This window comes from Flagellimonas ulvae, from assembly GCF_049333175.1.
Lineage (GTDB): Bacteria > Bacteroidota > Bacteroidia > Flavobacteriales > Flavobacteriaceae > Flagellimonas.
In genome coordinates this window covers 713,467-725,978 of the sequence record NZ_CP186325.1, presented here as the reverse complement: position 1 = coordinate 725,978, position 12,512 = coordinate 713,467, and the positions used below count along the sequence as shown (strand labels likewise).

Below are 12,512 nucleotides of genomic sequence, written 5' to 3'. Positions count from 1 at the left end.
TTTTTTCACCAGACCAAACATGCGAAAACACCTTCTTATCGTTACCTTAGGTTTTGCCATTGGTATTCTTTTTTATGCCTTTCATAATTTCAAGGAACAACCAAATTTCTTAGAAGTTTTTCTTAATGGCTTTCTTGGTATAGGTATCAGTTATACATTTCATTTCATAAATCAATTTCTTAACAAGAGTATTAATTGGAAAAAACAAACAGGACTGAGACTGCTTCTCGGAATTGTAATTCATTTGATTGTGGGAACCGGGATTGTTTATCTGAGTCTACGGGCCTATGAAAAGATTTATCCCGGCTACAGTTTCTTTTCAAATAAAGAGGAAATGGCTTTTGTGAAAATGTTGGTCTTGTTGTTCAGCGTAGTTTTGGTCTACAATATCATTTACTTCGCTTTTTATTCTTACCAGCAATATGTAAAAGGTCAATTGCTGGAGTCAAAAATAAGGCGATGGCAAACCGAACTGCAGCTAAAAGCACTTAAATCCCAATTAAGCCCTCATTTTCTATTTAATTGCCTAAATGCCCTATCTACTTTGGTCACTAAAGATATAAATGCGGCTGAACGGTTTATTCGTGCTCTGGCAAAATCCTATGACTATACCCTTAGCAACTATCAAAACACTTTGGTTCAGGTTTCTGAAGAATTGGAATTTGTGAAATCATATTGCTTTTTGATGAAGACCCGTTTTCAAGAAAGTATCGCTCTGGAAATTGATATCCCCGAGTCCATATTGCATACTAGAATACCGCCAATGACGCTGCAAATGTTAGTAGAAAATGCAATGAAGCATAACGTTGCGGACATAGAAAATGAGTTGAAAATTCGAATTATAGGTGACAAGGGATTTTTGGAGGTAATAAACAATATCACCAAGAAAAGAAAAGGAGTTCAATCAACCCAAATAGGTCTTCAGAATATAGAGTCTCGCTACCAACTATTGGCGAACAAACCAATCCTTGTAGAAGATATCAATTCACAATTCAGGGTAAAAATACCTATACTGTCATGAAAAGGTTATTTGTGCACCATCCACTTTTTCGTATGCTGGGTCCTTTGTTCGTCGGCAGTCTGGTGTATTTGCTCATCCTTTTGATTAACAACACTATAGAGGACTTAAACTCAAATTTTTTCACACAGGAACTCTATGTCTGCATTGGATTGTCTTATATTATTCAGGAAGCTGCCCGCATCATTATTGTCCTTTTCAATCGTTTGAACCGGCCAAAAACCTTTTGGGCAAAATCACTTTTACATCTGGGAACTACTTTAGTGGTTACCATAATTTTGGTGAGCTTGACTATGTACATTTACTTTACTCAGGTACTATCGTATACGCCAAATTACTCAGAGCTCCTTATTTTCAACAGCATTTTTGCTACTATAGCGGTGTTTTATGTTCTCTTATACATCAGTAATCAATTTCTTCATATTATAAATACAGAAAAGTTGGAAAAAGAAGAGATGGCTAGGGTTAAAATGGAAGAGGATTTCTCAACATTTAAACAAGACATAAACCCTAGGTTGTTAATAGACAGTTTAGAAACAATTCTTGTCCTGATGAAGAAAGATGTAGAAGCGGCCGAATCCTTAACGGAAGATTTTGCATCGGTTTACCGATATATTTTATCCAGTAAAAAGAAGGAAATAGTAAGTATTGAAGAGGAGCTTGCTGTATTGGAAAATTTTATTGAAGTACTAAATCGTCTACCCTTTCGAAAGATTGAGTTTAAAGCTTATGACGTAAAAAATACATACGTAGTGCCAGGCAGTCTTCTGTATATATGTGAATGTATTCTTAGGTACAGCATATCTTCCGAATCTCAAAGTATTTTGATTGAGATGACTCTAAAAGACCAGAGAATTAGACTTCAATTTAAACATGAGGAAAAGTTGAATAAAACATTTAAAATCAATGATTTATATTTAATAAGTAAAAGTTATAAAAACCTTGCGCCAATACCTTTTGAAATGTATCTGGATAAAGATGTGAGAACCATTGAATTACCAAAAATCCAACTCGGATGAAAGTAGCTATATTGGAAGATGAGCCACTGGCCGCAGAGAAACTTGAACGTTATCTTCAAAAATACAGTGGGGCAATTGAAATTTTGAACATTATGCCCTCCTTGGACATGGCAATACCATGGATTGAAAGCCATAAAAACGAGGTCGATTTATTTTTTATGGATGTTCAGTTGTCTGATGGACTTAGTTTTGAAATCTTCAATAGAATTCGGCTCAATAAGCCTATCATATTCACCACAGCTTTTGATGAGTTTGCAATTGATGCTTTTAAGGTAAATAGTATTGATTATCTCCTAAAACCAATAAAGTTCACAGACCTGACCAAGGCGTTACAAAAATTGGACACGGTAAAGTCACAATACGCGAACACTACAAAACTTAATTCCTTACAACAGTTGGTTGGAAAAAAAACATTTAAGGATAGGTTTTTGGTAAAAATGGGAAATCACTTGAATTCTATATCCACAGAATCTATACACATTTTTTACGCTGAAGGCAGGGACGTTTATCTCATTAACCATGATGGAAAAAGGTATATGCTGGATTTTACACTCGAAACATTGGAAGAAATGATAAATCCAAAACTCTTCTTTAGGGTAAATCGCAGTTACTTGGTAAACTTAAATGCCATTAATGATGTACTCGTATATTCCAATAGACGCCTTAAACTCGTTACCGAATCAAAACCTGAAAAAGAGATTATAGTGAGTCGAGAAAAGGTTACCGATTTTAAAAAATGGTTTGAAGGACTTACTTAGAGTTTTCTTGTTTTAGTTTCAGCTCTTTCAATGCACGGTTTAGACTTCGTATGGTTACGCCTATGTAATTGGCAATATCTTTCTTTGGAAGTACTTCGGTAAGCTCAGGAAACAATCTTTGCAAACGGAGAATATTATCTTTAATGGGGTAGGAATGTTGATAAGAATGTCTTGGAGCTTTATAGCGTATTTTATCCGCGAGCGCTTTCATCACAAGTTGATTAAAAAAGGGGTCTTCTTCCAATAAAGTCCTATATGTACTATGGGAAAAGGAATAGACTTCTAACTCGCTTACTGAAGTTACTGAGCAGATGGTTAGGTTATTACTAAATATCTCCAATTCGCCAAACTCCATGCCCTCACCCAGAAACTCCTGTATAAACTCTTTGCCATTTTCATCCGTAATATAGCATTTGGCAATTCCTTGTCTGATGAGATACACAGAATTGTAGCGCCTATCTTGCTTCAAGACTGTTGTCTTTGGCTCAAAAACCTGCTCATTAATTTGATTCCCGCTTTTTTTTCTAAGCTTATCAACATAAACAATGAAGTCCTTATTGGTTCGAATCATTTTTTAGAGCTTGGGACAAATGTCCTTTTATTCCTATTGTGGAAACGATTTCTTTACCATTCAAAATAACAGAATCTCAATGGCAATGTCCAGTCAAATAGCAAAAAAAGCAAGTAAACCTAGAATGTACACCTCACATTTTATGCAGGTCTGTCTGGCCTCTTTACTTTTTTCTGCAAGCTTTAATATGCTTATTCCTGAGTTGCCAGCATACCTTACAAGTCTTGGAGGGGCTGAATACATTGGACTAATTATTTCGTTATTTACGTTGACTGCCGGTTTGTCCAGACCTTTCAGTGGTAAGTTAACCGATACTATTGGAAGAAGACCTGTTATGGTTTTTGGAGCTTTGGTATGCGTTGCCTGTGGTGTGTTGTACAGTTTTACAGTAGGTGTATTATCTTTTTTGCTTTTGCGACTGCTCCACGGTTTCTCCACAGGATTTACACCAACTGCCACCTCTACTTATGTATCTGACATAGTCCCAGTTGAAAGACTTGGAGAGGCAATGGGCATACAAGGAATTGCCTTCAGCACAGGATTGGCTTTAGGACCTGCTCTTGGCAGTTTAATCAAACTTTATTTTTCGTATCAAGTTCTATTTTGTAGCTCATCACTCTTAGCCTTCATTGCCATTTTACTAATGATGGGTTTAAAGGAAACTCTTAAAGAGAAAACCAAGTTTAGTGTTGCAAGTCTGAAAATAAAAAAAGATGAAATATTGGCCAAGGAAGCAATTCCTGCTGGTATTGTCACTTTATTGACTTATGTGGCTTTTGGTGTTGTACTTACATTGATTCCAGATTGGAGTGGACATTTGGGGCTGACCAATAAGGGTTCCTTTTTTATTGTGTTTACCGTTTCTTCGCTTTTGGTGCGATTGATAGCGGGTACATTTTCAGATAGGTATGGCAGAATACCGGTTATGCTTATAGGAATAATGCTCCTTATCATATCTACATTTCTAATAGGTCATTTAAAATCTGTAAAGGGTCTACTGCTTTCGGCGGGAATTTATGGTCTGGCCATGGGGGTTATATCTCCAGCAATAAATGCTTGGACCATAGATTTAAGTAAACCAATGCGAAAAGGAAGGGCCATTGCTACCATGTATATCGCCCTTGAAGTGGGAATAGGTTTGGGAGCCTTTGTGTCAGGGGGGTATTACCAAGGTAATGTTCTGCGCATACCATTGGTAATGTATTGTTGTTCTGGAGTTTCCGTTTTGGCTTTGATGTACTTGATCTATCAAATGAGTTTTACAAAGAAGGACGACTAAAGCTCTTACGTAAAAGTTAAAATGGTTTCATTTTTGAGTAGTCTTTCTTATTTTAAGGAAAAACAATGATGAAAATGAAATCAATTTTTAAAGTAATCATGCTATTCGTAATGGTTTTAGCAATGGGTTGTGCTTCTACCTCAACGCCAGAGATTACTGCTAAACAGATGAAAGAACTAGAAACAATTGTTAATAGCAAGTCTTTTGAATTTAATGCGCGATGGGCTAGGCCATTGACAACCAATAGTTTAAACAGCATAGCAAATGCAGGGTTGCTTCCCCCAGGTAGTACAAACAACAATATCGACATGACTGGTAATAGCAATTATTTTAAAATGTCTGGGGACAGTATCAAGGCTTATTTTCCATATTTTGGGGAACGCCAATTGGGAGGCGCGGGATATTTGGGCAGCGATAATGCCATTCAATTTGAAGGAATTCCGGAGAATATGAAAATGGATAAAAACGAAAAGGGTTATACGTTAGCGTTTGATATCAAAAATAAAACAGAAACCTATCAGGTAAACGCGCAGTTTTTTCCTAACAAAAAAGGCAATATTAATATCAACAGCTCACATCGTTTTCCCATTAGTTACACCGGGAATTTTAAGAAAACTGAAGAACAGTTGAACTGAAAAACTGTTTGAGTATTAACAGGAGATATAAACCTATAATACATCAAATTATCTATTTGGCATGTAAAATATTGGCCAAGGCTAAAAGCTACTTATTTTTTTGTTGAAAATCTATATTTTGGATTGAGCCTGGAAAACCAATATTCGATTCAAGCGTGTTTTATGGTATTTCCAATTTCCAATGTAGTCGTGGTAAAACTATTTATAGGACAAAGCTCCGGACGGACATGCATCAATCTGTTTTTTTAATGCTTCAACCGATGCATTTTCCGGTTTTATCCATGGGCGTTCTTTTGGGTTATAGACCTCAGGAAGCCTTTTGACGCATTCACCGGCATGAACACATTTTTCTGCTTTCCAAACCACAGTGAAATCTCCTTTTGCGTATTCTTTTGCTTCTGCCATTTTGTTCGGGTTTTTATTTTTTTAGTACATCTTGAATGTCTTCCAACTTTTTGAACATAGCATTTGCAAATGGACAAAGCGGAAGAATTTTCAGGTTTTTTTCGCGGGCCATGCCCACAATGGTATACAGTATTTGTTTTCCAACGCCTTTGCCTTGAAAAGCTTCCTCAACTTCCGTATGATCTATGATAATAAAATTACTGGCAGGAATGGAATATGACATTAGTCCCGCTTTTTGGCCATTTTCACGTGCAATGGCAAATCCTTTGTTTTCCCTTTCTTTTATTTCGATTTTCATAGCGGTTTAAAGTTTATGATCAATCTATGGGCAAAACCTTAAAAGTTTTGACTTAATTTACATTTTTGTACTAAATTCTAAATGGTAAGCCCCAATGGCTTTCTTTTACAATGTACTAAAATCAAAAACAACTATAGTGGAATATACTTCTGAAAAATCTAAACAATTTTTCTATGTATTTTCCTGATAAGAGTGTGAAGTTTTAAGAAATAGTTTTAATTTAAGGGTATCAAAGAATCCTATGGCTAAATCACAGCAAACATACAGTAAGAACGAAAAAGAAAAACAAAAACAGAAGAAGCGCGAAGAAAAGCAAAAAAAGCGCGAAGCGCGGAAAGCCCAAAGCAAAGAAAGTGGCGGTGGAATTCCCTTTGCCTATGTTGACCAATATGGTAATTTAACGGATACACCACCAGAACCCACAGAAAAGGAAGAGATTGATGCGTCTACCATAGAATTGGGTATCCCTAAAAAAGAAGAAAGCGACGAAGACTTAGATCCTACAAGAAAAGGGAAGGTAGCCTTTTTCGATACTTCCAAAGGATTCGGGTTTATAATGGATTCTGATACCGACGAAAAGCATTTTGTTCACGTCTCTGGTTTAATTGACGAAATCAGTGAAAATGACAAAGTGACTTTTCTTCTTGAAAAGGGACTCAAAGGAATGAATGCTGTTCAAGTAAAGCTTCAGGAATAATAAGCGGGCATTCTTTTTTTGGAAGCAGTTCAATACTGATTTACTACTCTACTTTGTTTCCATAAAATCAATACGTGTATCACCTTTCAAATTAGAGAGGGTGCTTTGATAGATTTCTCCAGCACCTAGAAAGCGATACCGAATTCCTGCAATTCTACCCAAAGTTTCTGCATATTCTCCTTGAAAAAGGGTTTTATTTCCAGAACTTACCCGAAGTATCTTTTTTTCCACTTTTAGGTGTATTTGTTGTTTGGTAGACAAATCAAGACCTAAATGGGAAAGGTCATGCTTTTTTCCATTCATAAAAGTATCATTCATCATTACCCAGAGTTCTGATGCACATCCAGGAATACCTAATGTGACCACCATAGCGCCCTTCGTTCCCAAAACAATGATTGAGGTTTTTTGGCAAACTGCCCATACTTCATTATACGTATTCTTAAGTACCGAATGTAGCTCAAAATTATCTCCGGAAATAGAGTCAAACGCCTTTACCATATGAAAGGTTGAAGTAAGCGGTTTTTCATTAGAGATAATTTCAGTGAAAGCTTCTTCAGGGAATGATAGTTTATTGATATGGACCTTGGAGGATTCAAAATACTTAGGGATAGGGCCGTAATCCAATGTTCCTAACCAACCCTCAGTTTTAATAAATAGGTCGTGCTGCTTTATAACTTCTCCTTCCACTAAAAGTTTAGCCCTAAAATAGCCTGGAAAATAATATTGACCGGTTGCTTGTTTTTGATGTTTGGTCAATGAAATGGTTTTTTTAGGATCCCAATACTGCTGAATATGAATACTATCGGAATCAATTCCTTGTAAATCAACGTCAAAGACTACTGAGTTGGGCAAACCCTGTGAAATAGGTCTACTTTTGAATATAACCTTAGAGGCATCTATAGGTTCCTTTTCTGATGGTACTCCTTTTAAAGAGAAGAACGATATAAATACTACAGTCATCACAGAGGCACTCAACATGATAATGCCCAAATTGGGTTGAACCTTTTTTAATAGTCCCGAACCAGTTTTTTTGGGTATACTAACCTTAAAATCTCTCCAATTTTCAAATCCAGAAAATTGGGCTAAAGTATTCAATGTAGTAATACTAGGTGCGCCTGAATATGTTATCCTACCCCATACTCTTTTTAACGTAACTGGGCTTAGTAGTACTTTGGTTTCTTGCTGAATCCGTTCACTAAGCTCAACAAACATATCATTGTGCCATAAACTGGAAGGTCCCCAATCCAATTTCGCTTCAATGTGTTGTATACAGTATTGTACATAATATTGGTCGTCGTGCATGCCTTACTAATTGCCACAAAGATTGTAAAAAAACCAAAGCATGAATGTGAATGAATCAACTTGAACGAACTTGTTTCGTTCCCTCTCTGACTTAAAAACGTACTTAGTACCATCAAAAATCAAAAAACATGAGAACAGTATTAGTATATGCCGTTGCCTGCTTTCAGTTGTCTATGGTTTTTTCACAAGAGACCATACCATTGGACACGGTCCATTGGGACATTGATGCAAGGGCACATGTATTCGAGCCGTTTAAGGGAAAAGATGCTATTTATTTACAAGCGGGCTCTATGTCCCTAAAAGATGCGGATTTTTTAAATGGTACAATAGAGTACGACATTTATATGACTGGAAATCGTGGCTTTCCGGGTGTTTACTTTAGGGCGAATGGGAGCAATGCAGAGCAATTTTATGTTCGACCTCATCAGTCGGGCAATCCTGATGCCAATCAAGCTACTGCCTTATTTAATGGAATATCGCCATGGCAACTTCATTTTGGACCAAAATATTCTTTCACCTATACCTACCCTGTAGACCGATGGATGCATGTTAAAATAGTGGTGCATGAGGACAAAGCACAAGTTTTTTTGGATAATAGTGAAAAACCCAATTTATCATGGAATTTGTTTCATGATGCCAAAGCTGGCGACCTAAGGTTTACTGGTGGTCTAAATGCTGGAGTCCATTTGGCAAACTTTATCATAAAAAATGACGAGTATGAAATCAAAGACTTCAATCCTGGTGCTCGAAAACCTATTAAAGGCGCAATTCAACAATGGCAGATTTCGGATAAGTTCGATGAAAAACTATTGGAGAATCCTGAATCTTTACAAGCCCTAATAAATAACAGAAAATGGAATAAAACATTAGTGCTGGAAGAAGGGGTGGCGGCCAACATTTCCCGTAAAGTCGAACTACGCGGAGATATCCCTGGCAATACCGTTTTCGCAAAAATAAATATTAATTCCCGCAGGGATGCGACTCGACTTTTTGAATTCGGGTATAGTGATAGGGTAGTAGTGCTACTAAATGGTAAGCCCATTTATCGCGGGAATAATGGTTTTAGAAGCCGCGACTATCGATACTTGGGAACTATTGGCCTATTCGATTCGGTTTATCTTAATTTAAAGAAAGGAGAAAACACCTTACTACTAGCGGTTTCCGAAAACTTTGGAGGCTGGTTGGTTACCGGCAAGTTTCCAAATTCAGAGGGTTTAAAAATTCAGTGATTTCATTGAATCAATAGCAGCTGGGCAGCTCTAACCAATTTTTGGATGGAGCTGTCCTTTTTTACATAACAATTCAATAACCGATAACGACGGTTCAATAAACTCACCTTCCTTTTTCCTGTCCAAACATTGATTTTTGGTTCGTGTTTAACCATAAAACCAAACATCAATGACAAATGCTGAAGTTTTCTCCGCAGCCAATATGATGGCGATGCCCATGTGGCTCCTCCTGATTATACTTCCCAAATGGAAGGTTACCCGATTTTTAATTGACTACAAAGTAATACCGCTGGTGCTCTCTTTGTTTTATGCATTTTACATCGGTTTGCATATACAATCTGGAGCAGGGCTGGATTTTGGAAGTCTATCCGCCGTAATGTCCCTTTTTACATTGGAAGATGCTGTAATGGCCGGATGGGTACATTATCTGGCTTTCGATTTGCTCATCGGAATGTGGATGATTAATCAGAACAGAACCCTAGGTATTCATCAGCTACTTATGGCGCCGTGTCTCTTTGCAACCTTTATGTTAGGACCAGTAGGGTTTCTTCTCTTCACTATTCTTAAAACCATAAAAACGTCTAGATCATGAAATCTTTAAAAAACGTATTACGGACCATAAGAACCGAAAGCCCTATTCTATATTGGATTGGAATGTTTCACTTTGCCCTGGCCACGCTTTGTCTTTTCGGTTGGATGATTGACGATAGGATGCTAACAGGCCTCAACGTATGGGTAAAGCCCATGAAGTTTTCCCTTTCTGGAGGTATTTATGTTTTGACTTCGGGTTTTTTAATAACCCTATATCCTTTTTCAAGGAGAAAGAAGAACATTATAAACAATATCATTTCTTGGACCATGTTTTTGGAAATTTGTATAGTGGTGTTCCAAGCCGCTAGAGGCGTTCAGTCGCATTATAACCAATCCAGTTTGTTTGATGGTCTATTGTTTGCCAGCATGGGACTCTTGATTGGTATCATAGTCATGACCATGGTGTTTTTCATAATAGAGACCATACGATTAAGACTTAAGACGGAACGACATGTGCAATGGGGTATACTGATTGGATGGCTGGTTGTGTTTTTTGGTAGCTGGGTAGGTGGTCAAATGATTGGCCAAATGAGTCACAATGTGGGTGTTCCCGATGGGGGAGAAGGCTTACCATGGATTAACTGGAGTACCATTGCTGGCGATTTACGAATTGCACATTTCTTCGGATTGCATGGCATTCAAATAATTCCTTTATTCGCAGTAGCCCTTACCAATAGGTGGAAAGCTTCCAATAGGTCAAAAAGTATCGTGGTTATCCTTTTTGGATTGTTATATGCTTCATGGATAGCGTTCACATTCTATCAAGCTAAACAGGGTATACCTTTGGTAAGGCTGTAAACCGGTAAACATGGGTTTTTTCAACAAAGCAAAGCGAATAAAGCATTTGGGTTTCGATGATGGATGGTTCGTCGTTGTAGGAATCATTCTTTTAAGTTTCCTAACGGATATCATGTTTTCAAGAAATTCTTTTGCCCGCCTTCCCTTTATTGAAGCCACAATCAATTGGAGCGTTTCCTTAATGTTTTCAACAATCAACTGGCTTATCATGCGGACCATCTTGATTTTTTTACGTAAAAAATACCCAAGCTTAAAGGACAATAAAATAAGAATTCCCCTATTTTTTCTTTCCATTGTGTTCACGGTGATAGCTGTGGATTATATGGGGAACACCATTTTAGGTTTGATTTTTAATGAGAGCTATAACAATCCTTTGCGCTCCAGAATTCTATTGCCCATAATATTGATAAGTACCATGACCATGGCCATCTATGAAGCTGTGTACTACTATATTCTTTTGAAGAATTCCATTCAGGAAGAGGAACAGGCCAAAAGAGCTATAGTACAGTCGCAATTGGATACCTTACGAAACCAGGCTCAACCGCATTTCTTTTTTAATACCTTGAATACACTTCGTGATATCATTGACCAAAACACAAGGGAGGAGGCCAAGGAGTTCGTAAACCGCTTATCTGAAGTGTATCGTTTTATTTTGGAAGCGGGAAACGCCAATGTAATCGAACTCCGTGAAGAATTGGAATTTGCCAAGGCATACATCCATATTCAAAAAGAACGTTTTGGAGATAACCTCCAACTGGATTGGCAGGTGCCGGAGCACCTAAAAGGACAAATGATCATTCCCATGAGTCTACAACTACTGCTGGAGAATGCCGTAAAACACAATGTGGTTTCCAAAGCCAAACCCTTATTGATTCAAGTGGTGGCAAAAGATGGACATTTAACGGTCAGCAATAAAATAAGGCCCAAGTCAACACAATTGCCAACTACCAAACTGGGATTGAAGAATATTGAAAGCCGTTATCATCTCATTGCCAATAAAGAAGTCGAAATCAATGGGGAAGATGGCTCGTTTACTGTAAAATTACCCTTGTTGAACGCTACGGACCAAAAACATGTCTATGCAAATCCTGATTATTGAAGACGAACCTCGGGCAGCGAATCAGCTGCAAAATCTGCTGAACACACTGGAGTTTGAGCATGAGGTATTGGATATTTTAGATACCATTGAAGATAGCGTAGCTTGGTTTAACAAGAATGCTTTGCCCGAATTGGTGTTTATGGACATCCAACTAGCCGATGGACTCAGTTTTGAAATATTTCAAAAAGTAGAGGTGCAATGTCCCATAATCTTCACTACCGCATTTGACCAATATGCCATTCGTGCTTTTAAGGTAAATAGTGTGGATTACCTTTTAAAACCCATTCAAGAAAATGATTTACAACAAGCTTTGGACAAGTTTCTCAATGCTACCAAAAAACCGAATCTGGACCCTGCCATGCTTCAAAACTTTCTTTCAGATTTGCAGCGAACAGATAGGAGAGAGGGTATTTTGGTAAAAGAAGGAGACGGCTTTGCCCAGCTTCGAATTTCAGATTTGTTATACGTGTATTCTGAGGATAGTATTTCGTTTGGGGTCACCTCAGACAAACGGGTAATTATAGACGAAACCTTGGACCAGTTGTTTACTACCTTGAACCATGCTCAGTTCTTTCGCATTAACCGAAGCCAGATTGTGGCCAAAACAGCCATAACCAAAATAGCAAAGTATTTTAACCATAGGTTAAAACTTTCCATAGTAGAAGACAGAGGACAAGAGTTTATTGTAAGCCGGCCGAAAACTTCAGAATTTAAAGAGTGGCTTAATCGATAGCCGTTGAAGCAGATATAGCTTACTTTTACCTGTTTTCATCTTGGTATTCAATGAGATTCAAAATTTTAAAATTTATAAAA

General features: G+C 37.5%; 15 protein-coding genes. 11 read left to right on the top strand and 4 right to left on the bottom strand.

Features of this window, described 5'->3' with window-relative positions; all coding sequences use genetic code 11:
• The first annotated feature begins 19 nt into the window (after nt 1-19).
• Genes ACOKFD_RS03350 through ACOKFD_RS03340 form a run of 3 tightly spaced genes read left to right on the top strand, consistent with a single transcriptional unit; the run spans nt 20 to nt 2,795 of the window.
• Entirely contained in the window at nt 20-1,021 is a 1,002-nt protein-coding gene (locus ACOKFD_RS03350) for a sensor histidine kinase (RefSeq protein ID WP_422859961.1), read from the top strand.
• Entirely contained in the window at nt 1,018-2,037 is a 1,020-nt protein-coding gene (locus ACOKFD_RS03345; RefSeq protein WP_422859960.1) for a histidine kinase, read from the top strand. The genes ACOKFD_RS03350 and ACOKFD_RS03345 overlap by 4 nt, the downstream gene beginning before the upstream one ends.
• On the top strand, nt 2,034-2,795 hold the full coding sequence (locus tag ACOKFD_RS03340; RefSeq protein WP_422859959.1) for a LytR/AlgR family response regulator transcription factor: 762 nt from the start codon (nt 2,034-2,036) through the stop codon (nt 2,793-2,795). The genes ACOKFD_RS03345 and ACOKFD_RS03340 overlap by 4 nt, the downstream gene beginning before the upstream one ends.
• Here the strand turns inward: ACOKFD_RS03340 and ACOKFD_RS03335 are convergent.
• Entirely contained in the window at nt 2,788-3,366 is a 579-nt protein-coding gene (locus tag ACOKFD_RS03335) for a Crp/Fnr family transcriptional regulator (RefSeq protein WP_422859958.1), read from the bottom strand. The two genes, ACOKFD_RS03340 and ACOKFD_RS03335, sit on opposite strands and share 8 nt — an antisense overlap.
• A 19-nt stretch (nt 3,367-3,385) precedes the next feature.
• Here ACOKFD_RS03335 and ACOKFD_RS03330 point away from each other — a divergent pair, with 19 nt between their 5' ends.
• Both ACOKFD_RS03330 and ACOKFD_RS03325 read left to right on the top strand, forming a co-directional pair.
• The gene (locus ACOKFD_RS03330) at nt 3,386-4,645 is read left to right on the top strand and encodes an MFS transporter (RefSeq protein ID WP_422859957.1); all 1,260 of its coding nucleotides are present in this window, start codon (nt 3,386-3,388) and stop codon (nt 4,643-4,645) included.
• A gap of 74 nt (nt 4,646-4,719) precedes the next feature.
• The gene (locus ACOKFD_RS03325; RefSeq protein WP_422859956.1) at nt 4,720-5,280 is read left to right on the top strand and encodes a DUF4251 domain-containing protein; all 561 of its coding nucleotides are present in this window, start codon (nt 4,720-4,722) and stop codon (nt 5,278-5,280) included.
• Nucleotides 5,281-5,478: 198 nt separating this feature from the next.
• Here the strand turns inward: ACOKFD_RS03325 and ACOKFD_RS03320 are convergent, their stop codons facing one another.
• Both ACOKFD_RS03320 and ACOKFD_RS03315 read right to left on the bottom strand, forming a co-directional pair.
• The gene (locus ACOKFD_RS03320) at nt 5,479-5,685 is read right to left on the bottom strand and encodes a (4Fe-4S)-binding protein (RefSeq protein WP_422859955.1); all 207 of its coding nucleotides are present in this window, start codon (nt 5,683-5,685) and stop codon (nt 5,479-5,481) included.
• Between the two features lie 13 nt (nt 5,686-5,698).
• Nucleotides 5,699-5,983, bottom strand: a complete 285-nt coding sequence (locus ACOKFD_RS03315; RefSeq protein WP_298998850.1) for a GNAT family N-acetyltransferase — start codon at nt 5,981-5,983, stop codon at nt 5,699-5,701.
• A gap of 241 nt (nt 5,984-6,224) precedes the next feature.
• On the opposite strand from ACOKFD_RS03315, the gene ACOKFD_RS03310 reads away from it, so the two are divergent.
• Nucleotides 6,225-6,680 carry a cold-shock protein gene (locus tag ACOKFD_RS03310; RefSeq protein ID WP_422859954.1) on the top strand — a complete coding sequence of 152 codons (456 nt, stop codon included), beginning with the start codon at nt 6,225-6,227 and terminating at the stop codon, nt 6,678-6,680.
• Between the two features lie 48 nt (nt 6,681-6,728).
• Here the strand turns inward: ACOKFD_RS03310 and ACOKFD_RS03305 are convergent, their stop codons facing one another.
• Entirely contained in the window at nt 6,729-7,982 is a 1,254-nt protein-coding gene (locus ACOKFD_RS03305; RefSeq protein WP_422859953.1) for a hypothetical protein, read from the bottom strand.
• A 128-nt stretch (nt 7,983-8,110) separates the two neighbouring features.
• Between ACOKFD_RS03305 and ACOKFD_RS03300 the strand changes: the two genes are divergently transcribed.
• The 5 genes from ACOKFD_RS03300 to ACOKFD_RS03280 all read left to right on the top strand — a co-directional run bounded on the left by ACOKFD_RS03300 (nt 8,111) and on the right by ACOKFD_RS03280 (nt 12,432).
• The gene (locus ACOKFD_RS03300) at nt 8,111-9,211 is read left to right on the top strand and encodes a hypothetical protein (protein ID WP_422859952.1); all 1,101 of its coding nucleotides are present in this window, start codon (nt 8,111-8,113) and stop codon (nt 9,209-9,211) included.
• A 169-nt stretch (nt 9,212-9,380) separates the two neighbouring features.
• Nucleotides 9,381-9,803 carry an ABA4-like family protein gene (locus ACOKFD_RS03295; protein ID WP_422859951.1) on the top strand — a complete coding sequence of 141 codons (423 nt, stop codon included), beginning with the start codon at nt 9,381-9,383 and terminating at the stop codon, nt 9,801-9,803.
• Nucleotides 9,800-10,600, top strand: a complete 801-nt coding sequence (locus tag ACOKFD_RS03290) for a hypothetical protein (RefSeq protein WP_422859950.1) — start codon at nt 9,800-9,802, stop codon at nt 10,598-10,600. Before ACOKFD_RS03295 ends, ACOKFD_RS03290 begins: the two co-directional genes overlap by 4 nt.
• Nucleotides 10,601-10,610: 10 nt before the next feature.
• Entirely contained in the window at nt 10,611-11,699 is a 1,089-nt protein-coding gene (locus ACOKFD_RS03285; protein WP_422859949.1) for a sensor histidine kinase, read from the top strand.
• Nucleotides 11,680-12,432, top strand: a complete 753-nt coding sequence (locus tag ACOKFD_RS03280) for a LytR/AlgR family response regulator transcription factor (RefSeq protein ID WP_422859948.1) — start codon at nt 11,680-11,682, stop codon at nt 12,430-12,432. The genes ACOKFD_RS03285 and ACOKFD_RS03280 overlap by 20 nt, the downstream gene beginning before the upstream one ends.
• Nucleotides 12,433-12,512 lie beyond the last annotated feature (80 nt).